At 68.2% G+C, this 23,780-nt stretch carries 21 protein-coding genes and 1 pseudogene; 15 read left to right on the top strand and 7 right to left on the bottom strand.

The window, feature by feature from the left end:
- Positions 1–14 precede the first annotated feature (14 nt).
- The 6 genes and pseudogenes from HGB51_RS04455 to HGB51_RS04430 all read left to right on the top strand — a co-directional run.
- Positions 15–827: pseudogene (locus HGB51_RS04455) on the top strand (NAD(P)H-hydrate dehydratase); the annotation flags it as partial.
- A gap of 5 nt (positions 828–832) precedes the next feature.
- Positions 833–1,315, top strand: coding sequence for a tRNA (adenosine(37)-N6)-threonylcarbamoyltransferase complex ATPase subunit type 1 TsaE (tsaE, locus tag HGB51_RS04450; protein ID WP_070208547.1), 483 nt, complete (start codon positions 833–835; stop codon positions 1,313–1,315).
- An 82-nt stretch (positions 1,316–1,397) separates the two neighbouring features.
- Positions 1,398–3,041 (top strand): N-acetylmuramoyl-L-alanine amidase, encoded by a 1,644-nt coding sequence (locus tag HGB51_RS04445; protein WP_070208535.1) that lies wholly within the window; start codon positions 1,398–1,400, stop codon positions 3,039–3,041.
- A gap of 312 nt (positions 3,042–3,353) precedes the next feature.
- Entirely contained in the window at positions 3,354–5,216 is a 1,863-nt protein-coding gene (gene mutL, locus HGB51_RS04440) for a DNA mismatch repair endonuclease MutL (RefSeq protein WP_070208534.1), read from the top strand.
- Positions 5,217–5,227: 11 nt separating this feature from the next.
- Entirely contained in the window at positions 5,228–6,163 is a 936-nt protein-coding gene (locus tag HGB51_RS04435) for a DUF1684 domain-containing protein (RefSeq protein WP_070208533.1), read from the top strand.
- A gap of 5 nt (positions 6,164–6,168) precedes the next feature.
- On the top strand, positions 6,169–7,119 hold the full coding sequence (locus HGB51_RS04430; RefSeq protein WP_070208546.1) for a TraB/GumN family protein: 951 nt from the start codon (positions 6,169–6,171) through the stop codon (positions 7,117–7,119).
- 69 nt (positions 7,120–7,188) lie between these two features.
- On the opposite strand, the gene phaR is transcribed toward HGB51_RS04430, so the two are convergent.
- The 3 genes from phaR to gluQRS all read right to left on the bottom strand — a co-directional run bounded on the left by phaR (position 7,189) and on the right by gluQRS (position 9,739).
- Positions 7,189–7,713, bottom strand: coding sequence for a polyhydroxyalkanoate synthesis repressor PhaR (gene phaR / locus HGB51_RS04425; protein WP_070208532.1), 525 nt, complete (start codon positions 7,711–7,713; stop codon positions 7,189–7,191).
- A gap of 332 nt (positions 7,714–8,045) precedes the next feature.
- Positions 8,046–8,786: a beta-ketoacyl-ACP reductase gene (gene phbB, locus HGB51_RS04420; protein ID WP_070208531.1), complete on the bottom strand. Its 741-nt coding sequence runs from the start codon at positions 8,784–8,786 to the stop codon at positions 8,046–8,048.
- A gap of 68 nt (positions 8,787–8,854) precedes the next feature.
- Positions 8,855–9,739 carry a tRNA glutamyl-Q(34) synthetase GluQRS gene (gluQRS, locus tag HGB51_RS04415; RefSeq protein WP_070208530.1) on the bottom strand — a complete coding sequence of 295 codons (885 nt, stop codon included), beginning with the start codon at positions 9,737–9,739 and terminating at the stop codon, positions 8,855–8,857.
- Positions 9,740–9,831: 92 nt separating this feature from the next.
- Here gluQRS and htpX point away from each other — a divergent pair, with 92 nt between their 5' ends.
- Positions 9,832–10,704 carry a protease HtpX gene (gene htpX / locus HGB51_RS04410; RefSeq protein WP_070208529.1) on the top strand — a complete coding sequence of 291 codons (873 nt, stop codon included), beginning with the start codon at positions 9,832–9,834 and terminating at the stop codon, positions 10,702–10,704.
- Positions 10,705–11,264: 560 nt separating this feature from the next.
- On the opposite strand, the gene HGB51_RS04405 is transcribed toward htpX, so the two are convergent.
- The gene (locus HGB51_RS04405) at positions 11,265–12,092 is read right to left on the bottom strand and encodes an inositol monophosphatase family protein (RefSeq protein WP_070209423.1); all 828 of its coding nucleotides are present in this window, start codon (positions 12,090–12,092) and stop codon (positions 11,265–11,267) included.
- Positions 12,093–12,212: 120 nt separating this feature from the next.
- Between HGB51_RS04405 and HGB51_RS04400 the strand changes: the two genes are divergently transcribed.
- Genes HGB51_RS04400 through HGB51_RS04390 form a run of 3 tightly spaced genes read left to right on the top strand, consistent with a single transcriptional unit; the run spans position 12,213 to position 16,092 of the window.
- Complete coding sequence (locus HGB51_RS04400) at positions 12,213–12,983, top strand: RNA methyltransferase (RefSeq protein ID WP_070209431.1); 771 nt, start codon at positions 12,213–12,215, stop codon at positions 12,981–12,983.
- A gap of 56 nt (positions 12,984–13,039) precedes the next feature.
- Positions 13,040–13,969 (top strand): phosphate/phosphite/phosphonate ABC transporter substrate-binding protein, encoded by a 930-nt coding sequence (locus HGB51_RS04395; RefSeq protein WP_084739106.1) that lies wholly within the window; start codon positions 13,040–13,042, stop codon positions 13,967–13,969.
- Entirely contained in the window at positions 13,966–16,092 is a 2,127-nt protein-coding gene (locus HGB51_RS04390) for an EAL domain-containing protein (protein WP_070209425.1), read from the top strand. The genes HGB51_RS04395 and HGB51_RS04390 overlap by 4 nt, the downstream gene beginning before the upstream one ends.
- 9 nt (positions 16,093–16,101) lie before the next feature.
- Here HGB51_RS04390 and epmB read toward each other — a convergent pair whose 3' ends face one another.
- Positions 16,102–17,106, bottom strand: coding sequence for an EF-P beta-lysylation protein EpmB (epmB, locus tag HGB51_RS04385; RefSeq protein WP_070209426.1), 1,005 nt, complete (start codon positions 17,104–17,106; stop codon positions 16,102–16,104).
- Positions 17,107–17,199: 93 nt separating this feature from the next.
- On the opposite strand from epmB, the gene efp reads away from it, so the two are divergent.
- From efp to HGB51_RS04360, 5 genes are all read left to right on the top strand, one after another.
- Entirely contained in the window at positions 17,200–17,769 is a 570-nt protein-coding gene (gene efp, locus HGB51_RS04380) for an elongation factor P (protein ID WP_070209427.1), read from the top strand.
- Positions 17,770–17,847: 78 nt separating this feature from the next.
- Positions 17,848–19,188, top strand: a complete 1,341-nt coding sequence (locus HGB51_RS04375) for a TRZ/ATZ family hydrolase (protein WP_070209428.1) — start codon at positions 17,848–17,850, stop codon at positions 19,186–19,188.
- Between the two features lie 16 nt (positions 19,189–19,204).
- Complete coding sequence (gene ubiG / locus HGB51_RS04370; RefSeq protein WP_070209429.1) at positions 19,205–19,936, top strand: bifunctional 2-polyprenyl-6-hydroxyphenol methylase/3-demethylubiquinol 3-O-methyltransferase UbiG; 732 nt, start codon at positions 19,205–19,207, stop codon at positions 19,934–19,936.
- Positions 19,929–20,630: a phosphoglycolate phosphatase gene (locus HGB51_RS04365; RefSeq protein WP_256123638.1), complete on the top strand. Its 702-nt coding sequence runs from the start codon at positions 19,929–19,931 to the stop codon at positions 20,628–20,630. The genes ubiG and HGB51_RS04365 overlap by 8 nt, the downstream gene beginning before the upstream one ends.
- Positions 20,627–21,334 carry a squalene/phytoene synthase family protein gene (locus tag HGB51_RS04360; RefSeq protein ID WP_171966738.1) on the top strand — a complete coding sequence of 236 codons (708 nt, stop codon included), beginning with the start codon at positions 20,627–20,629 and terminating at the stop codon, positions 21,332–21,334. The genes HGB51_RS04365 and HGB51_RS04360 overlap by 4 nt, the downstream gene beginning before the upstream one ends.
- Before the next feature lie 254 nt (positions 21,335–21,588).
- Here the strand turns inward: HGB51_RS04360 and HGB51_RS04355 are convergent, their stop codons facing one another.
- Both HGB51_RS04355 and HGB51_RS04350 read right to left on the bottom strand, forming a co-directional pair.
- The gene (locus tag HGB51_RS04355) at positions 21,589–22,434 is read right to left on the bottom strand and encodes a M23 family metallopeptidase (protein ID WP_070209639.1); all 846 of its coding nucleotides are present in this window, start codon (positions 22,432–22,434) and stop codon (positions 21,589–21,591) included.
- The gene (locus HGB51_RS04350; RefSeq protein WP_070209638.1) at positions 22,434–23,780 is read right to left on the bottom strand and encodes a dihydroorotase; all 1,347 of its coding nucleotides are present in this window, start codon (positions 23,778–23,780) and stop codon (positions 22,434–22,436) included. The genes HGB51_RS04355 and HGB51_RS04350 overlap by 1 nt, the downstream gene beginning before the upstream one ends.

Here is a 23,780-nt window from a genome sequence, read left to right as displayed (position 1 = left end):
AACCGTATGACCTGTGGGAGGCGCAGCGCCTGGTGCCGCTGCTGCCGCCACGGCCCGTGGACAGCCACAAGGGCCGCAATGGCCATGTGCTGTGCGTGGGTGGCAATGCGGGCAGCGGCGGCGCGGTGATGCTGGCGGCCGAATCGGCGCTCCGCGCCGGCGCCGGGCTGGTCAGCGTGGCCACCCAGCCACAGCACGTGGCGCCGCTGCTCAGCCGCCTGCCGGAAGCAATGGTGCACGCGGTGCAGGACAGCGGCGAGCTGCAGGCGCTGCTGCCGCGTGCGACGGTGGTGGCGATCGGCCCCGGGCTGGGCCAGGATGACTGGGCGCGTGAGCTGTGGCGCCAGGTGGAGGCCTGCGGCAAACCGCTGGTGATCGACGCCGATGCGCTCAACCTGCTGGCTGCGCATCCGCAGCCGCTGCACGACGCGATCCTGACCCCGCACCCGGGCGAGGCCGCGCGCCTGCTCGGCACCGACACCGCCAGCGTACAGGCCGACCGCGTCGCTGCGGTGACCGCGCTGGCGGCACGCTTCAATGCGGTGGTGGTGCTCAAGGGCGCCGGCACGCTGGTCGCCGCGCCGCATGCGCGGCCGCGGCGCATCGCGGCAGGCAACCCCGGCATGGCCGTGGGCGGCATGGGCGACCTGCTCACCGGCATCATTGCGGCCCTGCGCGCGCAGGGCTTGGACGCGTTCGACGCCGCCAGCGGCGGCGCGCTGCTGCATGCCCTGGCCGGCGACGACGCGGCCCGCGACGGCCAGCGTGGCCTGCTCCCCACCGACCTGCTGGTGCCGCTGCGCCGGCGGGCGAACCCGGAACCGTGATGCCGATGATCGATTTCTTCCTGGCCGAACCGCAGGACACCGACCTGCTGGGTCAATGGCTGGCCGCGACCCGCCCGCCGCATGCGGTGGTCCAGCTGCAGGGCGACCTGGGCGCCGGCAAGTCGACGCTGGCGCGGGCGCTGCTGCGTGCGCTGGGAGTGGAGGGCGGCATCCGCAGTCCGACCTACACGCTGGTGGAGCGCTACCCGCTGGCCGACGGGCACGAGGCTTGGCACCTGGACCTGTACCGGATCGGCCAGGCCGAGGAGCTGGATTTCCTGGGGCTGGACGAGGGCAGCGCGTCGCTGTGGCTGGTGGAATGGCCGGAGCGCGGGGCCGGGGCGCTGCCGCCGACGGACCTGATCGTGGCGCTGGAAATCGAGGGGCAGGGCCGTCGCGCGCGGCTCTCGGCGGTCAGTGCCGCCGGACATGAATGGCTGGAACGGCTGCCGCAAGGGGGCGACTTGCAGGCCCTATCTGTGGGCTGACAGTAGGAAAGACCCCCAGGTTACGGATTATTAAGGAAAAAGCGGTTGCATTTCATTCAGCGCGGTGATTGAATCCTCAGCCATGCCAATGGGGAAACCACTCACCGCCATCTGCGCCGCCGTCGGACTCTGTCTGGCGAGCGCGATGTCGTGGGCTGGCGAGGTCCGCCAGGTGGCGCTGGAGACCGGTTCGACCGGGACCCGCGCGGAGATCGCGCTGGCCGGCAGCGGTGGTTACAAGACGCTGAGCCTGTCCGGTCCGAACCGGCTGGTGGTGGATTTCCCGGATTCGAGCGCGGTGCGCAACCTGAAGCTGCCTGCGCCCACGGGTGTGGTCACGGCGGTGCGAACCGGGCAGCCGGTGCCGGGCACGTTCCGGGTCGTATTCGACCTGGCGGAGTCGGTGGCGCCGTTCAAGCCGCAGATGGTGAAGCAGGGCCAGGATTCGCGGCTGGTGATCGAGTGGCCGGGCGATGCGCCGGCCAGCGTGGCCAAGGCGCCTGTGGCGAATGCGCCGGTTGCGGCCGCGCCTGCAACGACGCCGCCTGCAACGACGCCGACGGCGTCGACGCCGGTGGCCGCGCAGCCGACGCCGGCGCCCGTTGTTCAAACGACCCGTACCTTGCCGCCGACGCCTGCCGAAGCTGCGCAGGCGCAGGCGCGTGCTGATGCGGCCCGCGCGGCGGCGCTGCTGACCGCTACGGTGCGGCAGCAGGCGAGTGCGAGTGTGGCGACGGCGGTGCCGACGCCGGCAGCACCGACCGCAGTGACGACTACCAACGTGGCCGCAGCCGGAACGGCGAACGCGGCCAGCAATGCGGCGTCGCCGGCGGCGATCCTGGCCGGGCAGCCGACGGCGGCAGTGGCGCCTGCGCAGCCTGCGCCGACGCCGGTACAGACGACGGTGGTACCGCCGCGTCCGGCGATGCCGAGCGATGCGTCGCGGGTAAAGATGCAGTCGGGCATGCGCCCGCTGGTGGTGGCGATCGATCCGGGCCATGGCGGCCAGGATCCGGGTGCGGTGGGGCCGACCGGGAAGCGGGAGAAGGACATCACGCTGGCGGTGGCACGTGAGCTGGCACGCCAGGTCAATGCGACGCCGGGCCTGAAGGCGTACCTGACCCGCGATACGGACGTGTTCATTCCGCTGCCGATGCGTGCGCAGAAGGCGCGTTCGGCGAAGGCGGACATTTTCATTTCGATCCATGCGGACGCGGCGGAAAACCGCGCGGCGACGGGGTCGTCGGTGTATGTGCTGTCGACCAAGGGTGCGTCTTCGCAGCGTGCGCGCTGGCTGGCGGACAAGGAAAACGCGGCGGATCTGGTCGGTGGCGTGCGTCTGCAGCAGACGGAGGGGACGCTGGCCAACGTGCTGCTGGACCTGGCGCAGAGCGGTTACATGAAGGCGTCGGAAGATGCGGCGGGGCATGTGCTGGGTGGGTTGAAGCGCATTGGCAAGAATCACAAGCCGAACATCGAGCGCGCGAACTTCGCGGTGCTGCGCACGTCGGACATGCCGGCGATGCTGGTGGAAACGGCGTTCATCTCGAATCCGGACGAAGAGCGCCGCCTGATGGACCCGGCCTACCAGCGCCAGATCGCGGGTGCGGTGCTTGATGGCGTACACACCTTCTTCAGCCGCCAGCCTCCGCCAGGCACGCTTTACGCGGCCCGCGCCCAGGCCGAAATAGACGCCGCCGGGACGGTTGCCGGGGGTAGCAAATAAAAGCCCGCGAAAGCGGGTTTTTGTTTGGTTCGGTATTCGACAGATGGCGTAGAGCCGGGCTTTGCCCGGCCCCTGTTGGATCTGGGCGAACAGCCTTGGGGTGCGGGGGTTCCCTGGTCAGGGCCGTCGGGTGCGGGTTTGTGGGGGACGCTGCAAGTACGTCCATGTAAGCTCATCGCCGCATCCATGCGGCTCGTGCCCCCTCAAACCCACCCCCGCCGACCCTTCGATAGTTGGCAGGTGAGTCATCCAAAGGCGGTAGAGCCGGGCTCTGCCCGGCTGTTGGGGCGCGCATTTCGCTATCATCACGCGATGAGCATCCGCCAACTCCCCGAAATCCTCATCAACCAGATCGCTGCCGGCGAAGTCGTGGAGCGGCCGGCGTCGGTGGTCAAGGAACTGGTGGAAAACGCGCTGGATGCCGGCGCCAGCCGGGTCGATATCGACCTGGAGGAGGGCGGGGTGCGGTTGATCCGTATCCGCGACGACGGCGGCGGCATTGCGCCCGAGGAGCTGCCGTTGGCGGTGTCGCGGCATGCCACCAGCAAGATTGCCAGCCTGGATGACCTTGAAGCCGTGGCCACGCTCGGGTTCCGTGGCGAAGCGCTGCCGTCGATCGCCTCGGTGAGCCGGTTCACGCTGGCCTCGCGCCGGCGCAGCGACGAGCATGGCTCGGCGCTGCAGATCGAAGGCGGCAAGCTGGGCGAGGTGACGCCGCGTGCGCATGCGCCGGGCACGACCGTGGAAGTGCGCGAGCTGTTCTACAACGTGCCCGCGCGCCGCAAGTTCCTGCGCGCCGAACGTACCGAACTGGGCCACATCGAAGAATGGCTGCGCTCGCTGGCGCTGGCGCGTCCCGATGTGGAACTGCGCGTGTCGCACAACGGCAAGCCGTCGCGCCGCTACAAGCCCGGCGATCTGTATTCGGATGCGCGCCTGGGCGAAACCCTCGGCGAGGATTTCGCCACCCAGGCCATGCGCGTTGATCACAGCGGTGCCGGCCTGCGCCTGCATGGCTGGATCGCGCAGCCGCATTATTCCCGCGCCAGTACCGACCAGCAGTACCTGTACGTCAACGGCCGTTCGGTGCGCGACCGCAGCGTCGCGCATGCGGTGAAGATGGCCTATGGCGACGTGCTGTTCCATGGCCGCCAGCCGGCCTACGTGCTGTTCCTGGAACTCGATCCGACCCGCGTCGACGTCAACGTGCACCCGGCCAAGCACGAAGTGCGCTTCCGCGATTCGCGCCTGATCCACGACTTCGTCTACCGCACGCTCAAGGAAGCGCTCGCCGAAACCCGCGCCGGCATGACCGCCGTGGGCGCGAGCGCCGAAGGCGTGGCTGAAGCGGCCGCCGCGATGTACGCCACCGCGCCCGCCGGCAACGGTTACGCGCTGGCCGGCGGTGGTGGCGGTGGCGGAATGGGCAGCCAGGCCTGGCGACCGCAGCAGTCGCCGCTGGGCCTGCGCGTGGCCGATGCGCCGTCCGCATACGCGGCGCTGTACGCGCGGCCGCCTGGCAGCGACGACAGCAGCCTGCCGCCAATGCCGAGCGAGCAGGGCTTGCCGGTGACCGCGGCCGACAGCGGCGTCCCGCCGCTGGGCTACGCGGTGGCGCAGCTGCACGGCATCTACATCCTGGCCGAGAACGCCGAAGGCCTGATCGTGGTGGACATGCATGCCGCGCACGAACGCATCGGCTACGAACGGCTGAAGACCGCGCACGATGCCACCGGCCTGCACGCGCAGCCGCTGCTGGTGCCGATCACCCTGGCGGTGGGCGAGCGCGATGCCGACACCGCCGAGCGCGAAGCGGAAACGCTGACCGCGCTGGGCTTCGAAATCACCCGCTCCGGTCCCGGCTCGCTGCATGTGCGCAGCATTCCCGCGCTGCTGGCCAATGCCGAACCGGAAGGTTTGCTGCGCGACGTGCTGACCGACCTGCGCGAACACGGGCAGAGCCGGCGCATCGCCAGCGCGCGCGACGAGCTGCTGTCGACCATGGCCTGCCACGGTGCGGTGCGCGCCAACCGGCGGCTGACCCTGCCTGAAATGAACGCGCTGCTGCGCGACATGGAAATTACCGAACGGTCCGGCCAGTGCAACCACGGCCGGCCGACCTGGGCCCGTTTTTCACTGGCGGAAATCGACCGCTGGTTCCTACGCGGACGTTGAAGGGGAGCACGATGCGTATCTGGGGATGGGGACTCGGCGCGGCACTGCTGGCGCTGGGCCTGGCAGGCTGCGGCGACAAGGAGGCTGCGCCGGTCAAGGCGGCGGTGGATCCGGCATTCGCGGCCGAACAGCAGCAGTGGCGCCTGCAGCGCTACAACGAACTGCACGCGCCCGATGGCTGGACCAGCCTGGTCGGTCTGCACTGGCTGGAACACAAGGCGCATTACATCGGCAGCGGCCCGGGCAGCGGCATCCGCCTGGCGGTCGGCCCGGCCAAACTGGGCATGGTGGCGCGCAACGGCGATACGGTCACCTTCACGCCTGAGCGTGGCGTGGCGCTGAGCGTGGACGGCAAGCCGCTGACCGGCCGCATCCGCTTCTACAGCGACCGCGATGCCACGCCCACGAAGATTGCCTTCGACGACGGCAAGGGCCAGCTCAGCCTGATCCATCGCGGCGAGCGCTTCGCGCTGCGCGTGAAGCATGCCGATGCATACTCGCGCAGTGGCTTCACCGGCCTGGACTACTGGCCGGGCGGTCCGGACTGGCGGGTTACCGCGCGCTTCGTGCCGCACCCGGTCGGCAAGACCCTGCCGATCGTGGACATCACCGGGCTCACCACCGACATGCCCAATGCCGGCGCGCTGGAGTTCGAGCGCGACGGCAAGACCTGGCGGCTGGAAGCGCTGGGCGAGCCGGGCCGCGAGCTGTTCGTGATCTTCGGCGACCGCACCAGCGGCCACGGCAGCTATCCGGCCGGGCGCTACCTGGACCTGCCGGCGCCGGACGCCAGCGGCAACGTGGTGATCGATTTCAACCATGCCTACAACCCGCCGTGTGCGTTCACGCCGTTCGCCACGTGCCCGCTGACACCGCCGGAAAACCGCCTGGACCTGCGGGTCGAGGCGGGCGAGCAGGCCTATCACCCGCCCCAGGGAGGGGCTTGACCATGATGATGTTGAAGCGACTGGCTGCACCGCTGCTGCTTGCCACCGGCCTGCTGCTGGGCACCGCGGCCAGCGCCGCGCCGGCCACGACCTCGGCCGCGTCGACCGCGCCGGTGCCGCTGCTGTGGAAGGTGACCGGCCCGGGCGACAGCCGCCTGTACCTGCTGGGCTCGTTCCACCTGCTGCGCGCCGAGGACTATCCGCTGGCGGCCGACGTGGACCAGGCCTTCGCGGCGTCGAAGCGGGTGGTGTTCGAACTCTCGCCGCAGGACATGCAGTCGCCGGACCTGACCCGCAAGATGCTGCAGGCGGCGATGCGCACCGATGGCAGCGAGCTGAAGCGTGACCTGGACGCAGCGACCTGGACCAAGCTGCAGAAGTACGCGGCCGACAACAAACTGCCGCTGGCCCAGCTGCAGGGCATGAAGCCGTGGTTCGTGGGCCTGACCATCACCCTGTCGCAGTTCACCAAGATGGGGCTGGACCCGGAGCTGGGCCTGGACCGCCATTTCATGGCCCGCGCTGCCGACGCCGGCAAGCCGACCAGCGGGCTGGAAGACATCGACACCCAGGTGGCGGTCCTGTCGGGCATGTCGCTGCAGGAACAGCAGCAGATGGTGGCCGAGGCGCTGGACCAGGCCGACCAGGCCGACGCGGAAGGCCGCAAGCTGCATGACGCGTGGCGTCGCGGCGACGACAAGCTGCTGTGGACCTCGATGGCCGCGGAGATGCGCGGCGAATACCCGCAGCTGTACAAGCGCATCAACACCGACCGCAACGACGCCTGGGTGCCGAAGCTGGAACAGCAGCTCAAGGCCGGGCAGGGCGGCACGCTGGTGGTGGTGGGCACGCTGCACCTGCTGGGCGAGGACGGCGTGGTCGAAAAGCTGCGCGCCCGGGGCTACCAGGTGGAGCGGGTCTGCAGCGGCTGTGCGAAGCCGAAGTCCAAGCGCTGAACCCTTCAGCCTGAAACGAAAAAAGGCGCGGCCCGGGGGCTGCGCCTTTTTTTTGGTGCCGCCCGTGGATCAGCGGCGGGTCTTGCCGGTGGCCGGGGCCTCGGGCTTGCCGGTGCCGGTGGAGGTGCCGGTGGAGGTGCCCGGCGGGCGCGGGCCGAAGCCGCCACCCATGTTGCGCTGGAAGTCCTGCCAGAGTTCGAGGTTGCGTTCGGTGAGCTGGTTCATCATCGCCCACGGGGTCTGGCCGAGCAGGTTGCCCATCTGCTGGCGGAACTGCTGCTGCTGGTCCAGGAACACCTGCATGCTGCGCTCCAGGTAGTTGCCCATGAAGCCCTGCAGGGAATCGCCATAGAAGCGGATCAGCTGGCTGAGCAGCTGGGTGGAGAGCATCGGCTCGCCGTCCTGTTCCTGGTCGGCAATGATCTGCAGCAGGACGGAACGGGTCAGGTCGTCGCCGCTTTTGGCGTCGCGGACCTCGAAGTCTTCACCGTCCAGGATCAGCTGGCGCACGTCCTCGATGGTGATGTAGCTGGAAATTTCGGTGTCGTAGAGACGGCGGTTGGGATACTTCTTGATGATGCGGTTCGCAGCCATGAAGCAATCACTCGCAAGCGTAGGCGCGCAGCATGGCGCAGCGCAGCACCGGTTGCAACCTCCTTTGGTCATCCTATTGAATTCTTCATGCTGCGCAGCATGAACTGCAGCATTGCCTGCGGCAATGCTGCACTGCCGACGTTTTGCGCAGCAAAACGTGGGCCCCCTCGGTATGTTTCCTTATCCCCGCGGCTTCGCCGCGCCCCCTTTAACAAAAAGGGGGCTCTCCTCCAGAGGGAGGAAGAGTTAATTCATTGAAAAACCGCAGAAATCCGTAGTGCCGGCCGCCGGCCGGCTCCTCGGGTTGATGGGCGAAAACGGTGTTGTAACCGTTACCAACCCATGTGATGTCCACCGTTGATGTCGAGATTCGAACCGGTGATCCAGGCGGCTTCTTCGGCGACCAGGAACGCTACCGCGTACGCGATTTCCTCGGGCTTGCCGAGGCGGCCGGTGGGGATGTCGGCGATGATCTTGGCGCGGACTTCGTCGGGCACGGCCATGACCATGTCGGTGGCGACGTAGCCGGGGGAAATGGTGTTGACGGTGATGCCGAAGCCGGCATTCTCGCGTGCCAGCGAGATGGTGAAGCCGTGCATGCCGGCCTTGGCGGCGGCGTAGTTGGCCTGGCCGTACTGGCCCTTGAGGCCGTTGATGGAGCTGATCTGGATTACGCGGCCCCAGCCGCGGCGGCGCATGCCTTCGATGACCGGGCGGGTGACGTTGAACACCGAGTTGAGGTTGGTGTTGATCACGTCGTGCCATTGGTCGGCACGCATGCGGTGGAAGGTGGTGTCGCGGGTGATGCCGGCGTTGTTGACCAGGATCTCGACCGGGCCGAGCGCGGCTTCGACGTCGTGCACCATCTTCTCGGCGGTGTCCGGGTCAGACACGTCGCCGGGGAAGATCGCCACATCGCAGCCCTTCGCCAGCATGCGCTCGCGCCAGGCCAGGGCCTTGGCTTCGTCGCGGTAGTTGGTGGCAACCCGATGGCCCTGGTCGGCCAGACGTTGGCAGATGGCGGAACCGATACCGCCGGTACCACCGGTGACCAGTGCGACGCGAGATGTCATGAGCAGCTACTCCGGGACCAGCAGGGGGGAAAGCGATTCTGCAACATCACGGCGAAAAAGGGGGCGGCTCAGGCGGGGTCTGCGGCGAGTCGGATGTCGCCCGGTGGCAAACGCGCGGGGTCGAAGCCGGCGCGGGCGCGGTCGAGCAGGGCGGGGACGTCGGAAACGCGGGCCAGCACGGCGGGGTCCTGGCCGAGCTGGGCCCAGGCCTGCTGCAGGGCGGGCACGGGGGCATGCGGGTCGACCGGGCGGGCGGCGTCGGATTTGGACAGCTTGTGGCCGTCGGGCTCGAGCAGCAGGGGCAGGTGCAGGTAGTGCGGGGTGGGCAGGCCGAGGGCCTGCTGGAGCAGGATCTGGCGGGCGGTGGAGTCGAGCAGGTCGGCGCCGCGGACGACGTCGGTGATGCGCTGGTCGGCGTCGTCGACGACGACGGCGAGCTGGTAGGCCCAGTAGCCGTCGGCGCGGCGCAGGACGAAGTCGCCGACGTCGGCATGCACGTCCTGCTGAATCGGGCCGCGCAGGCCGTCCTGAAAGGTGACGAGGCTGCCGGGCGGGACGCGCAGGCGGATGGCCGGTCGGGCCCGCTCCGTACGTCCAACGCAGTAATGGTGGATGCCATGCTGGTCGGCCAGGTCGGTGCGGCTGCAGTGACAGGGGAAAGCCTTGTCCTCGGCCAGCAGCCGGTCGAGGGCGGCCTGGTACAGGGCATCACGCTGGCTCTGGTGGACGATGGGGTCGTCGCTGGCCAGCCCGAACGCGGCAAGTGCAGTCAGTTGCTGGCCGATGGCGCCGGGGACGGTTCGGGGTGGATCGATGTCTTCAATGCGGACGGCCCAGCGGCCGCCGGCATGGCGGGCGAGCAGCCAACTGCCGAATGCGGCCAGCAAAGAGCCGGCGTGGAGGGGGCCGGTGGGGGAGGGGGCGAAACGCCCTCGGTAGGCAGTCATGGACATGAACTATGAATCGTCGGTCAGGTTGTGGCTTGAATTCAACCTGAAGTCCCCGCAGATTTGCGGATAACCCCTACATACAAGCAGCCTCTGCCATGTTCAGCCGTATTGCACTCTTCCTCGCCACCAACTTTGCTGTGCTGCTCCTGGCCAGCCTGGTGATGCGACTGTTGGGCGTCAATCCCACCCAGATGAGCGGTCTGCTGGTGTTCGGTGCGATCCTGGGCTTCGGCGGTTCGCTGATCTCGCTGCTGATGTCGAAGTGGATGGCCAAGCGCTCGACGGGTGCGGTAGTCATCAAGGAGCCGCGCAACCAGACCGAGCGTTGGTTGCTGGCGACGGTGGAGCGCCAGGCGCGCGAGGCGGGCATCGGGATGCCGGAAGTGGCGGTCTATGACGGTCCGGAAATCAATGCGTTCGCGACCGGTGCGAACCGCAACAATGCGCTGGTGGCGGTGTCCACGGGCCTGCTGCACAACATGAGCGAGGACGAGGCCGAGGCGGTGCTGGGCCACGAGATCGCGCACGTTGCCAATGGCGACATGATCACGATGGCGCTGCTGCAGGGCGTGCTCAATACGTTCGTGATCGTTGCGGCGCGCATTGTGGGCGGCATCGTCGACAGCGCGTTGTCGGGCAACCGCGAGGGCGGCGGTCGTGGCTTCGCGTACTTCATCATCGTGTTCCTGCTGGAAATGGTGTTCGGCCTGTTCGCCACCATGATCGCCATGTGGTTCTCGCGCCACCGCGAATTCCGTGCAGACGCGGGCGGTGCGCACCTGGCGGGCCGCCAGAAGATGATCGCGGCGCTGGAGCGCCTGAAGCTCAACCACGGCCAAAGCACGCTGCCGACCCAGATCGCTGCGTTCGGTATCGCCGGTTCCACCGCGAAGAAGCTGTTCCTGAGCCACCCACCGCTGGAAGAGCGCATTGCTGCGCTGAAGGCTGCGAGCAGCACTGTGGCGTGATTCGCGGATATTGATGTTTGAAGACGCCCGGCCGGTTGGTCGGGCGTTTTTGTTTGGAGCCAAAGCCAAAGCCAAAGCCAAAGCCAAAGCCGCCGTCTGCGCGGTCCCCTTGGTCAGGGCCGTCGGGTGCGGGTTTGTGGGGGACGCTGCAAGTACGTCCATGTAAGCTCATCGCCGCTTGCACGTGTGCGCTGTCCTGCGCACACGGCAAGACCGGGGTTGGGCTCCTGCCCAACCCGTCGGGCGCATGCGCCCGACCCATGCGGCTCGTGCCCCCTCAAACCCACCCCCGCCGACCCTCCGATAGTTGGCAGGTGGCCACGGGAAACCCAACTACGCCGACGGACCACCCGCGTAGTGACACGCCATGCGTGTCCGCCGTTCCCAACCGCACACGACCATGTATGGGGGCTGCCCGGCGGCCGCCCCTGCACGTGGCATTGAGGCGCCGGCTGTTCGCGCAGAGTCCAGCAGCCGGGCAGAGCCCGGCTCTACCGGCGGGACCCAAAAACAACAACGGCGCCCAAAGGCGCCGTTGTTGGAAGATCATTTCAAACCGATCAGAACTTCGCGTCGAACTCTGCTGCATAGCCGGTGTTGACCAGCACCTTCTGCAGCACATCGGTGTTCTTCACGTTGCCAGCCACGATCTGCTGGGTTTCCGGGCCGCGGCTGTCCATGCGGGCCGGGGTGGCGCCCTTGAAGTCGCAGACACGACCACCGGCTTCGCGGACCAGCAGTACGCCGGCGGCGATGTCCCACGCCTTCACGCCGGCTTCGAAATAAGCATCAGCACGGCCGCAGGCCACGTAGGCCAGGTCCAGCGCGGCCGAACCGGTGCGGCGGACGTCTTCGGCGTGCACCAGCAGCGCGTCGATCGCCTTCAGCTGGCTGCTGGTGCGGCTGCGCTCGCGCGGCGCGAAGCCCGTGTGGATCATCGCCCCTTCCATGTCCTTGCGGTCGGTCACCCGGATGCGGCGGTCGTTCAGCACGGCGCCGGCGCCACGGCTGGCAGTGAACAGTTCATTGCGGAGCGGGTCGAAAATCACCGCGTCGATCGGCTCGCCGTTTTCCACCAGGGCGATCGACACGCAGTAGTGCGGGAAGCCACGCAGGTAGTTGCTGGTGCCGTCCAGCGGGTCGATCACCCACATGTAACGGTTCACCGCCGTCACGCCGCTTTCTTCGGCCATGATCCCGTAATCCGGGTAGGCGCGCTTCAGTTCCTTGACGATGACCTTTTCCGCATCCGCATCGACTTCACTCGCGTAGTCCATGCGCCCCTTCTGGACGACGTTCAACGCCTCCAGCTTGTTGATGTTGCGCAACAGGACGTTGCCGGCGAGGCGGGCGGCCTTGACCATGACGGTGACGGCGGGTTTCTGCATGGCGAAAAGCTCCCGGAAAGGCAGAGATGGGGTACTGGCGGGGGAAAAGAGCGGTTCCGGCGCAAAGGCCGGTCGCACAGTTTACCATTTGTGACTGTCCTGCTCGCGTTTGGCCTGTTCATGTCTTCAGAATCCGCTCAATCCCGCATCCGTTTCGTCCTCGTGGGCACCCAGCACCCCGGCAACATGGGCGCCGCCGCCCGTGCCATGAAGACCATGGGGCTGGGCCGGCTGGTGCTGGTCGCGCCCGAAAAACCCCTGGACGAAGAGGCCTTCCGCCGCTCGGCCGGCGCCGAGGACGTGCTCGGCGACGCCCCCGTGGTCGCCACCCTCGCCGAAGCCGTGGCTGACTGCCGGCTGGTGCTGGGCTGCACCGCCCGTGCCCGCCGGGTCCAGCTCGAAGAGCTGCTGCCCGCCGTGGCCGCCCAGCGCGGACTGGCCAAGGCCGCCGAAGAAGAAGGCGAGGTCGCCTTCGTGTTCGGCCGCGAACGCACTGGCCTGACCAACGAAGAACTGCAGCTGTGCCACCTGGCCGTGCACATTCCCTCCAATCCGGAGTTCAGCTCGCTGAACCTGGCCGCCGCCGTGCAGGTGTTGGCCTACGAACTGCGCATGGCCAGCCTCGGCGGGGTCGAAGCCGCCGCCCCGGCCGATCCTGAACACCGTGAACAGCCGGCCAGCCATGCCCAGGTCGAAGGCCTGTTCGGCCAGCTCGGCCAGACCCTGGACGAGATCGACTTCCACAAGGGCCGCGCCCCGGACTCGGCCATGCGCAAGCTGCGCCGCCTGTTCCTGCGTTCTGAACTCAGCGAACAGGAAGTGCGGCTGCTGCGCGGCATCCTTGCCGATGCCCAGCGGATGGCCCGCCTGGCGAACGCCAAGCCCGAATGACCTGACGCACGTCTCACTTTTTCGGGTAGGCTGTGGCCATTCCTTGGGGGGAGCGAATGGGATTGCCGGTTCTGCGATGGCTGTTGCAGGGAGGGTTGCTGTGTCTGGGCATCATATTGATGGCCGGTACCGCAGCCGCCGGCCCTGACAACGTCCTCGTACTGGGCCGGATCAGCGACAATCCCAAGTCACACTATGCGCAACTGCAACCCCTGCTCGACTACGTCGTCCCGCGCATGCGCGACGTCGGCATCACCGAAGGCCGCATCCTGATGGCACCGGATGCGCAGCAGATGGCCAGCTACCTGCGCCGTGGCCGGGTCGACTGGGTCACGGAAACCGCCGGCACTGCCGTGGCCTTGGGCCTGCGCAGTGGCGCCCAGCCGCTGCTGCTGACCGAACGCAGCGGCGTGCGCGACTACCAGACCGTGTTCTTCGTGCGCCGCGACAGCCCCATCACCTCGCTGTCCGACCTCAAGGGCCACACCCTGGCCCTGCAGAACGTGGCCTCCACCAGCGCCTACCTGGTACCGGTGATGACCCTGTTGCAGAACGGACTGACCCCGGAGATCCTGTTGTCCGCGCGCGACGCGGCCGCACCGGACACCGTGGGCTACGTGTTCGCGCGCTCGGAGGCGAACATCGCCACCTACGTGCACAAGGGGGTGGTCGACGCCGGTGCCGTGAGCAGCGTCGACTGGACGGACGAACACCGCATCCCGGCCACGTTCCGGCGGGATTTCCGCGTCATCCTCCGCACCGAGCCGTACCCGCGTGCAGTGGAAGTGGTGCGATCGGGGCTGGACCCGAAGGTGCGCGACCGGTTGCAGCAGGTGTTGCTGGATGCCGCTTCGGATCCGCAGGCGCAGGACGCGCTGGAAAAGTTTTTTGGTACGTCCGGGTTCCATCGGGTCGATGCGCAGATGCAGCACCGTTTGGATGAATTGAAACAGGGTCTTACACGCGTGCGGATGGAAGTGGAATGAGGCCGTTGGGTTCCGGAATGCAGTCCCGTTTCGTGTTGGCGATGGGCGGGGCGATGGTGGTGGTGGTGGCGATCGTGGCCGTGGTGCTGGGGCGCCAGGCGGCGATGCAGGATGAGGTCAAGAGCCTCAGCGGCAGCGTCATCCATGAGCTGTTCGACCGAAGCGTGCGCAGCCGGGGCGAGGCCCTGGCGCGCGAGCTGTCCGACGCGCTGGCCAATCCACTCTATTACAACGACCTGGCCCAGGTCGGTGCGCTGGTGCGCAATACCTCGCGGCAGCAGGTGGTGCGCTATGTGCTGGTGTTCGACGAAGACGGCAAGCTGATCCACGACGGCAGCACCGAAGTGATCGACTTCGGCAAGACCATGCAGGACCCGCTGGCACCCGGTGCGGTGGCCGCGCGCAAGCTGGTGGTGCAGGAATCGCCCAAGGTGCTCGACAACGCGATGCCGATCATGGTCGGCAACCAGCGCATCGGCGGGGTCCGCGTCGGCATGGCGCTGGACGACGTGCAGGCGATGGAGCAGCGCGCCAACACCACCCTGGGCGAGCGCCTGCAGCAGGTCGGCAAGCGCCACCTGGGCTGGCTGCTGCTGATGCTCGGCCTGCTGCTGGTGATCGGTGCGATGGTCATCGTCTACGTGCAGCGCACCCTGGTCGCGCCGATCCGTGGCCTGGCCGCAGCGGCGCGCCAGATCGAGGCCGGCGACTACCGCCCGCAGCTCAGCCACAACAGCCGCCAGGACGAAGTAGGCGAGCTGGTCCGCGCCTTCGGCCGAATGAGCGAAGCGATTGCCCGGCATGACCGCGAAGTGCGGCACATGGCCTACACCGACGCCCTGACCGGGCTGACCAACCGGCTGGCGTTCCGTGAGGCGCTGGACCACCGGCTGATGGCCGCGCGCGCCTCCGGGCACCGCCTCGGCCTCCTGTTCGCCGACATGGACGACTTCAAGCGGGTCAACGACACCCTGGGCCACGAGGCCGGCGACGAAGCGCTGCTGCAGTTCGCGCAGCGCATCAGCGCGGCGGTGGCACAGGCCGGTGGCGACGAAGCGCTGCTGGCGCGGTTTGGCGGCGACGAGTTCGTGATCCTGATCGGCGACGGCGACGTTGCCGCCGGGGCACGCCAGCTGGCCGAACTGCTGGTGCGCGAACTGAGCAAGCCGCTGGTGGTGCAGGGCAGGGAGCTGTTCCTGGGCACCTCGATCGGCGTGACCCTGTTCCCCGACGATGCCGCCGACGCCACCACCCTGCTGAAGAATGGCGACATCGCCATGTACCAGGCCAAGGTCGCCGGCAAGAACTGTTACCGCTACTACAGCCGGGCCATGGACCATGCGGTGGAGCGCCGCGTGCACATGGAGCAGGAGCTGCGCGGCGCCTGGGAGCGCGGCGAGCTGCGCCTGGTCTACCAGCCGATCTTCCGCACCCGCGACCGCCGCATGGTCGGGGTGGAAGTGCTGCTGCGCTGGCAGCACCCGACCCTGGGCACCATTCCGCCGTCGGTATTCATCGAAGTGGCCGAGCAGAGCGGCCTGATCGAAGTGATCGGGCCCAAGGTGCTGCGTGCGGCGTGCATGGAGGCGGTGCAGTGGCCGCATTCGGTCGACGGCGAAGGCATGTTCGTCTCGGTCAACGTGTCGCCGCGCCAGCTGCGCGGCGGCGAGCTGCCCGCCCTGGTGGCCGACTGCCTGCGCGACACCGGCCTGCCGGCCTCGCGCCTGCACCTGGAGCTGACCGAAACGGCGGTGATCGGCGATGAAATGCTGGCCGCGGCGCTGCTGGACAAGCTGCACCGCACCGGCGTGAAGGTATGGCTGGACGACTTCGGCACCGGTTTCTCCGGCCTGAGCCACCTGCGCCAGGTACCGGTGGACGGGGTGAAGATCGACAAGAGCTTCGTCGCCGACATGCAGCGCGACCCGGACGACCTGGCCCTGACCACCGCGATCATCGCCATGGCGCATGCACTGGGCATCACGGTGGTGGCCGAGGGTATCGAACAGGAAGTGCAGTTCGACCTGCTGAGCCAGCGCGGCTGCGACCTGGCGCAGGGCTATTGGCTGAGCGTGCCGATCACCGCGACCGAGGTCGTGGAGATGATTGAATCCGGGCGTTGATGCGCCCGGTTACACGGGGCGTTTGCTCGCATCCCCGGAAATTTCCCGCACCAATTTCGGCACCAGATAACCCGACAACCGCGCGGTCAGCTGCGCGTGGAGCGCCTTGGCCGTGTCGTCGTCCACCTCGAAATGCGCCACGCCCTGCACCCGGTCCACCTGGTACAGGTAATACGGCAGCACGCCCGCAGCAAAACTGCGCTCGCTCAGGTCCTGCAGCGCCTGCAGCGAATCATTCACCCCGCGCAGCAGCACCGCCTGGTTGAGCAGGGTGGCGCCGGCGGCGCGCAGGCGCGCCATCGCCGCATCCACCGCGCCATCGAACTCATTGGCGTGGTTGGCGTGGATCACGAACGCCACCGGCCACGGCAGCCCGGCGATCCACTGCACCAGCTCGTCATCCACGCGTTCGGGCAGCACCACCGGCAGGCGGCTGTGGATGCGCAGCCGGCGCAGGTGCGGAATCTGCTTCAGCGCCTGGGTCAGCTCGACCAGCTTGTGGGTGGCCAGCGACAGCGGGTCGCCGCCGGACAGGATCACCTCGTCGATCCCCGGGTCCTGGCCGATGGCGTCCACCGCCTCGCGCCAGCCCTCGCGGGCCGCGTTCTCGGTGCCGTAGTCGAAATGGCGGCGGAAGCAGTAACGGCAGTTGATCGCGCAGCTGCCGGTGGTCACCAGCAGGGCGCGGCCGTGGTACTTCTGGATCACCCCGGTGGCCTTGCGCGCCAGCCCGTCGCCCACCGCGTCCAGGGTGAAGCCGGGCGCGTGCTGCAGCTCGTCGGTCACCGGCAGCACCTGGCGCAGCAGCGGGTCGTGGCGGTCGCCCTTGCGCATCCGGGCAATGAAGCCCTGCGGCACCCGCAGCGCGAACTGTGCGGCGGCCTCACCCGACAGCGGCAGCGCGTCCGGGTCCAGCCCCAGCTGTTCCAGCAGGGCGCGCGGGTCGCGGACCGCCTCGCGCCACAGCTGCTGCCAGCGGACGGGGGTGGGCAGGGGCGTGGCGGAAAGCTGCATGGAATGGGGGCCTGCGGTTATCATAGGGAAAGCCTTTCCATTCTATCCGGCTCGCCGCGCCCGCGCGGCGTTTGCCCATTCAGGAGTTTCAGCATGGCCACTGTTGGCATGAACGACGTCAAGAACGGGATGAAGATCCTGGTCAACAATGAACCGGCGGTCATCACCGAGACCGAGTACGTCAAGCCGGGCAAGGGCCAGGCCTTCACCCGTATGAAGTACCGCTTCATCAAGTCGGGCCGCGTGGTCGAAATGACCATGAAGGCGACCGATGACGTGGAGAAGGCCGACGTTGTCGACACCAACATGAACTACATGTACACCGACGGCGAGTACTGGCACTTCATGGACCCGGAGTCCTTCGAGCAGGTCCAGGCCACCAAGGCCGGCATGGGCGGCGCCGACAAGTGGCTGAAGGGCGAAGAGTCCTGCATCGTCACCCTGTGGAACGGCGAGCCGATCTTCGTGCAGCCGCCGAACTTCGTGGAACTGAAGATCACCGAAACCGACCCGGGCGTCCGTGGCGACACCTCCGGCGGCGGCGGCAAGCCGGCCACCCTGGAAACCGGCGCCGTGGTCCGCGTGCCGCTGTTCGTCAACCAGGATGAAATCATCAAGGTCGACACCCGCTCGGGCGAATACTCCGCACGCGCTGCGAAATAATTCGACCCCGGTCGAATGTCGGCGGCGCCGGGCTTGGCCCGGCGCTGTCGTAATGATTCATCGAAAAAGCGAGCCCGCATGACCGACACCCCCCGCATTCCCGAACCCTGTGACCTGCTGATCGAAGCCGGCTACGTGGTCCCGATCGAACCGCATGCGGTGGTGCTGGAAGACCATGCCGTGGCCGTGCGCGGCAGCGAAATCGTCGCGATCCTGCCGCGTGCCGAAGCGCGCGCGCGCTTCGCCCCGAAGCAGACCGTCTCGCGCCCGGACGCGGCGCTGATGCCGGGCCTGGTCAACGCGCACACCCACAACCCGATGACCCTGCTGCGCGGCGTTGCCGACGACCTGCCGCTGATGGTTTGGCTGCAGCAGCACATCTGGCCGGTGGAAGCGGCGGTGATCGGCCCCGAATTCGTCGCCGACGGCACCACGTTGGCGATTGCCGAAATGCTGCGCGGTGGCACCACCTGCGCCAACGAAAACTACTTCTTCGCCGACGTCCAGGCCGCCGTGTACAAGCAGCACGGGTTCCGTGCGCTGGTCGGCGCGGTGATCATCGATTTCCCCACCGCCTGGGCCAAGAGCGACGACGAGTACTTCGCCAAGGCCGGCGAACTGCACGACCAGTGGCGCAACGACCCGCTGATCGGCACCTCGTTCGCCCCGCACGCGCCGTACACCGTCAACGACGCCAACTTCGAACGCGTGCGCATGCTGTCCGACCAGCTGGACATGCAGGTGCACCTGCACACGCATGAAACCGCGCAGGAGATCAGCGACTCGATCAAGCTGCACGGCCAGCGCCCGCTGGCGCGCCTGGACCGCCTCGGCCTGGTCAACGACCGCCTGATCGCGGTGCACATGACCCAGCTCACCGAAGCGGAAATCCACCTGTGCGCCGAGCGCGGCGTCAGCGTGGTGCATTGCCCCGAATCCAACCTGAAGCTGGCCTCCGGCTTCTGCCCGGCCTGCGCGTTGCAGCGCGCCGGGGTCAACCTGGCGATCGGCACCGACGGCTGCGCCAGCAACAACGACCTGGACATGTTCAGCGAGAACCGCACCGCGGCGATCCTGGCCAAGGCTGTGGCCAACGACGCCACCGCGCTGGACGCGGCGACCACGCTGCGTGCGGCTACCCTGGGCGGCGCCCGCGCGCTGGGCTTCGGCGACCGCATCGGCTCGATCGAAGTGGGCAAGCAGGCCGACCTGGTCTGCGTGGACCTGTCGGCGCTGGAAACCCAGCCGCTGCACCACGTGCTCTCGCAGCTGGTGTACGCCGCCGGCCGCCACCAGGTCAGCGACGTGTGGATCGCCGGGCAGCCCAAGCTGGTCCAGCGCGAGCTGGTCGGCATGGACACTGCCGCCCTCGTGGCCAACGCCCGCCAGTGGCGCGAGCGAATCCGCCACGTCCGCTAAACGTTTGAGGACCCCCATGAACGCTCCCCACGCTTCCACCAATTTCGACCAGGCTGAACTGGACAAGTTCGCCGCGCTCGCCAACCGCTGGTGGGACGCCGACGGCCCGCAGAAGCCGCTGCATGCGCTCAACCCGGTGCGCCTGAAGTACGTGGCCGACCGCGCACCGCTGCGCGGCGCGCGCGTGCTCGACATCGGCTGCGGCGGCGGCCTGCTCAGCGAAGCGCTGGCCCAGGCCGGTGCCAACGTGACCGCCATCGACCTCGCTCCCGAGCTGGTCAAGGTGGCGCGCCTGCACGGGCTGGAGTCGGGCGTGAGCGTGGACTACCGCGTGCAGGCTGCGGAAGACCTGGCCGCCGAACAGCCGGGCAGCTTCGACGTGGTCACCTGCATGGAAATGCTGGAGCACGTACCGGACCCGGGCGCGATCATCGCCGCCTGCCACCGCCTGCTCAAGCCCGGTGGCCAGCTGTTCCTGTCCACCATCAACCGCACCCCGGCCGCGTTCGCGGTGGCCATCGTCGGCGCGGAGTACGTCGCGCGCCTGCTGCCCAAGGGCACGCACCATTACCAGGATTTCATCAAGCCGGCCGAGCTGGGCAGGTGGCTGCGAGAGGCGGACTTCACGCTGCGCGATGTCAGCGGCATGGCCTACGAGCCGTGGCGCAACCGCGCCCGCTTGAGCTCGCGTACCGACATCAACTACCTGGCCCATGCGGTCAAGCCGGAAGACAGCGCCGGTGTCTGAGATCGCTTCGACCGCTGCGGCATTCCCGGCCGCCGTGCTGTTCGACCTGGACGGGACGCTGCTGGACAGCGCCCCGGACATGCTGGCCACCGCCAACGCCATGCTGGACGCGCGCGGTCGCGCGCCGATCACGCTGGACGCACTGCGCCCGGTGGTGTCCAAGGGCGCCCGTGCGATGGTCTCGGTCGCCTTCCCCGAGCTGGAGCAGGCACCGCGCGATGCGCTGATTCCCGAATTCCTGCAACGCTATGAAGCGTTGATCGGCCAGCACGCGGTGCTGTTCGACGGCGTGGCCGGCATGCTGGACGCGCTGGAAGCGGCCGGCTGCGTGTGGGGCATCGTCACCAACAAGCCCGAGTACCTGGCACGGCTGATCCTGCCGCAGCTGGGCTGGGAAACCCGCTGCGCGGTGCTGATCGGTGGCGACACCCTGGCCCAGCGCAAGCCGCATCCGCTGCCGCTGCTGGCCGCCGCCGAGCGCATGCAGATCGCGCCGGGCACCTGCATCTACGTCGGCGACGACGAGCGCGACATCGTCGCCGCCAACGCCGCCGGCATGGCCTCGGTGGCCGCGCTGTGGGGCTATCGCCTTGACGAAGACAACCCGCTGGCCTGGGGTGCCGAGGTCATGGTCGAACAGCCTGCTGAGCTGCAGCATGCGCGCGCCTGGCCGGCGGCAAGGAACTCGCAATGACCACCTCCACCGCCCTCGACAGCTTCCTCGACAAATGGCGCACCCGCTGGCCGGAATGGCAGGTGGCCGAACCGTTCGTGCCGGAAGCCCAGCGCACCCTGGTGGTGGCCTGGTTCTCGCTGCTGCAGGAATTCGACGACATCCTCAACACCAGCGGCGACCCGATGCCGGCCGACGCCAAGCTGGCGTGGTGGGGCGAAGAACTGCGCAGCTGGTCGGCGCAGCGCTCGCGGCATCCGCTGGGGCGGATGCTGGAGCCGGTGCGCGCACCATGGGCGGAACTGGCGCAGACGCTGCCGGACCTGATCGAAGCGCGCGCAGTGCCGGTCGACCCGGCCCAGGCCCAACGCGCGCTGCAGGCCTATGGCGCGGCGGTAGCGGCGGTGGAAGCGGTGATGTTCGAGACCCCGGCGCGCGGTGACGTCGCCACCCCGGTGGTGCTGCAGACCCTGGCCCAGCGCCTGCACGAAGCCGGCGTCGCCGCCGTGCCGCGTTCGTTGCTGGCCGACGACGATGGCAATGCCACCCATCGCTGGGGCCAGCAGCTGCTGCGGAACTGGCCGGCCCGCGTCGCCGGCCCGCGCCCACGCCGCCTGTACGCCTCCCTGGCCCGCACCCGCCAGCAGGCGTGGTCGCATGGGCAGGAGCTCAAAGCGACGCCGGTACGCACCCTCCTGCGCACCTGGTGGGCCGCGCGAGGTTAAAGCGACACGCGTTTTTGCGGCATTCCGGGGTTTGGCATGCGTGCGATCGCACGCATCGCCGGTAGGGTCGGTTCCCAAACGACCGCCGATAAACGTGCATCGTTCTGTTGGGGCATGGACCCCTGATCGGAATGCGCATTTCGGTGTGGGTCATGCGTTCGTCGCACCGATCACCGTTATCGGCGGTCGTTTGGGAACCGACCCTACCGGCGAGCGGTCATTTCAGGTGAGCGGCCGCCGGAGCGACCACTCGATTACTTCCCGCGTTCAAGCACCAACAACGGGTCGATGCGCGTGTCGAACCAGTTCATGCCCCAATGCAGGTGCGGGCCGGTGGCACGACCGGTGGCGCCGACGGCGGCAATTACCTGGCCCTGTTCGACCCGGTCGCCCACCTTCACGTCGATCCGCGACAGGTGCAGGAAATTCGAGCTGATCCCGAACCCGTGGTCGAGCAACAAGGTGCCGCCGGTCAGGTAAAGATCCGGCCCCGCGAACGTCACCACGCCCGCCGCCGGTGCCTTCACCGGCGTACCGGTCGGCACCGCGATATCCATGCCCGAATGACCCGAGCCGGGCTGGCCGTTGTACACCCGCGCATTGCCGAAGCGACCGCTGATCCGCCCCTGCACCGGCCAGATGAAGGCCTGCGCGAAGTCGGTGCGGTTGTCGTCGCGCGCACGCGCGGCGGTGACCAGCGCCTGTTCGCGCTTGATCCGTTCGGCAATCGCCGGCGGCGGATTCACGGTCTTCGGCGGCACGCCGTTGACGCGCTCCACCGGCCAGTCGCGCGGGGTCACCGCGATGCTCACCGTTTCGCTGCCCCCATCGGGGCGCTGCACCTGCACCTGCAGCGGTCCCTGCGCGTCGCGGCCGATCCCGAACACCACGCTGCCATAGCCGCTCACCCGCAGCGTGCGCCCGTCATAGCGGACCACGCTGCCGGCCGGCACCTTGCCGATCACCATCGCACCCTGCGAGGCGCTGGCTGGAAACACCACGCGCGCATCGGCCTGGGCCACGGCGGGCGAGGGCAGCAGCGCCAGCGCGGCAACCGGGGCCAGCAGCACCAGCCCCAGGCCCAGAACACGTGCCCGCATCAGCGGTCGTAGCTCATGCGCTGGCCGTTCGGCGCGCCCACCAGATGGGTGCCGTCCCAGGCCAGCTGGCCGTTGACCCAGGTCGAGGCGATCCGCGAGCGGAAGGTCATGCCCTCGAACGGCGACCAGCCGCACTTGGACAGCACGTCCTCGCGCTTCACGGTGAACGGCACGTCTTCCACCAGCACCAGGTCGGCCCAGTAGCCTTCGCGCAGATAGCCGCGCTGGCTCACGTCGAACAGCTGGGCCGGGGCGTGCGCGAACTTCTGCACCACCTGGGTGATCTCCAGCTTGCCCTCGTGCACCAGTTCCAGTGCCGCCACCAGCGCGTACTGCACCAGCGGCAGGCCCGACGGCGCCTGCGGGTACGGCTTCTGCTTCTCTTCCCAGGTGTGCGGGGCGTGGTCGGTGGCGAGCACGTCGATCACGTCCTCGGCCACCGCGCGGGTCAGTGCCTCGCGGTCGCTGGCTTCCTTGATCGCCGGGTTGCACTTGATCAGGTTGCCCAGCCGCGCGTAGTCGCTGCGGTCGAAGCGCAGGAAGTGGATGCAGGTTTCGGCGGTGATCTGCTTGCGGCTGCCGTCGGCGCGCACCAGCGGGCCCTTCTCGAACAGCGACAGCTCGTCGGCGGTGGAAATGTGCAGCACGTGCAGGCGGGTGCCGTGCTTCTTCGCCAGCGAAACGGCCAGCACCGACGACTTCAGGCAGGCCTCGCGCGAACGGATGTCCGGGTGCTGCTCCGCGCTCAGCGCATCGCCGTACTTCTCGGCGTACACCTTGGCGTTGGCGTCGATCATCGGCGTGTCTTCGCAGTGCGTGATGATCGGGGTCGGCGCGAACTTGAAGATCGCGTCCAGCGTCTCGGGGTTGTCTACCAGCATGTTGCCGGTGGAGGCGCCCATGAACACCTTGACGCCCGGCGTGGTCAGCGGGTCGATGAGTTTGACGTCTTCCAGGTTGTCATTGCTGGCACCCATGTAGAAGCCGTAGTTGGCGCGCGCACGACCGGCAGCGGAGTCGTACTTGGCCTGCAGGGCGGCCGCGTTGAGGGTCGGCGGGTTGGTGTTGGGCATGTCCATGAAGCTGGTCAGGCCCCCGGCCACGGCCGCGGCCGACTCGGTAGCGATGTCGCCCTTGTGGGTCAGGCCCGGTTCGCGGAAATGGACCTGGTCGTCGATCATCCCGGGCAGCAGCCAGCGCCCGGCCGCGTCGACCACCTGGTCGCCGTCCTGCGGCTGCAGGCCGGTGCCGATCTGCGCGATGCGTCCGTTTTCGATGCGCAGGTCGCCGTTGAAGACGCGGCCTTCGTTGACCATGCGGGCGTTGACGATGAGCGTGGAGGGCAT

This window comes from Stenotrophomonas bentonitica (assembly GCF_013185915.1).
Taxonomy (GTDB): Bacteria; Pseudomonadota; Gammaproteobacteria; order Xanthomonadales; family Xanthomonadaceae; genus Stenotrophomonas; species Stenotrophomonas bentonitica.
This window is presented reverse-complemented; position numbering and strand designations above follow the sequence as displayed.

Bases quoted from the DNA above. Each gene is read 5' to 3' on its own strand.
- mutL (WP_070208534.1), top strand. From the start codon at position 3,354: ATGAGCATCCGCCAACTCCCCGAAATCCTCATCAACCAGATCGCTGCC.
- ubiG (WP_070209429.1), top strand. From the start codon at position 19,205: ATGAACGCTCCCCACGCTTCCACCAATTTCGACCAGGCTGAACTGGAC.
- efp (WP_070209427.1), top strand. From the start codon at position 17,200: ATGGCCACTGTTGGCATGAACGACGTCAAGAACGGGATGAAGATCCTG.
- tsaE (WP_070208547.1), top strand. From the start codon at position 833: ATGATCGATTTCTTCCTGGCCGAACCGCAGGACACCGACCTGCTGGGT.
- HGB51_RS04445 (WP_070208535.1), top strand. From the start codon at position 1,398: ATGCCAATGGGGAAACCACTCACCGCCATCTGCGCCGCCGTCGGACTC.
- phaR (WP_070208532.1), bottom strand. From the start codon at position 7,713: ATGGCTGCGAACCGCATCATCAAGAAGTATCCCAACCGCCGTCTCTAC.
- phbB (WP_070208531.1), bottom strand. From the start codon at position 8,786: ATGACATCTCGCGTCGCACTGGTCACCGGTGGTACCGGCGGTATCGGT.
- HGB51_RS04405 (WP_070209423.1), bottom strand. From the start codon at position 12,092: ATGCAGAAACCCGCCGTCACCGTCATGGTCAAGGCCGCCCGCCTCGCC.
- HGB51_RS04360 (WP_171966738.1), top strand. From the start codon at position 20,627: ATGACCACCTCCACCGCCCTCGACAGCTTCCTCGACAAATGGCGCACC.
- htpX (WP_070208529.1), top strand. From the start codon at position 9,832: ATGTTCAGCCGTATTGCACTCTTCCTCGCCACCAACTTTGCTGTGCTG.
- HGB51_RS04355 (WP_070209639.1), bottom strand. From the start codon at position 22,434: ATGCGGGCACGTGTTCTGGGCCTGGGGCTGGTGCTGCTGGCCCCGGTT.
- HGB51_RS04430 (WP_070208546.1), top strand. From the start codon at position 6,169: ATGATGTTGAAGCGACTGGCTGCACCGCTGCTGCTTGCCACCGGCCTG.
- HGB51_RS04395 (WP_084739106.1), top strand. From the start codon at position 13,040: ATGGGATTGCCGGTTCTGCGATGGCTGTTGCAGGGAGGGTTGCTGTGT.
- epmB (WP_070209426.1), bottom strand. From the start codon at position 17,106: ATGCAGCTTTCCGCCACGCCCCTGCCCACCCCCGTCCGCTGGCAGCAG.
- HGB51_RS04375 (WP_070209428.1), top strand. From the start codon at position 17,848: ATGACCGACACCCCCCGCATTCCCGAACCCTGTGACCTGCTGATCGAA.
- gluQRS (WP_070208530.1), bottom strand. From the start codon at position 9,739: ATGTCCATGACTGCCTACCGAGGGCGTTTCGCCCCCTCCCCCACCGGC.
- HGB51_RS04400 (WP_070209431.1), top strand. From the start codon at position 12,213: ATGTCTTCAGAATCCGCTCAATCCCGCATCCGTTTCGTCCTCGTGGGC.
- HGB51_RS04435 (WP_070208533.1), top strand. From the start codon at position 5,228: ATGCGTATCTGGGGATGGGGACTCGGCGCGGCACTGCTGGCGCTGGGC.
- HGB51_RS04350 (WP_070209638.1), bottom strand. From the start codon at position 23,780: ATGCCCTCCACGCTCATCGTCAACGCCCGCATGGTCAACGAAGGCCGC.
- HGB51_RS04390 (WP_070209425.1), top strand. From the start codon at position 13,966: ATGAGGCCGTTGGGTTCCGGAATGCAGTCCCGTTTCGTGTTGGCGATG.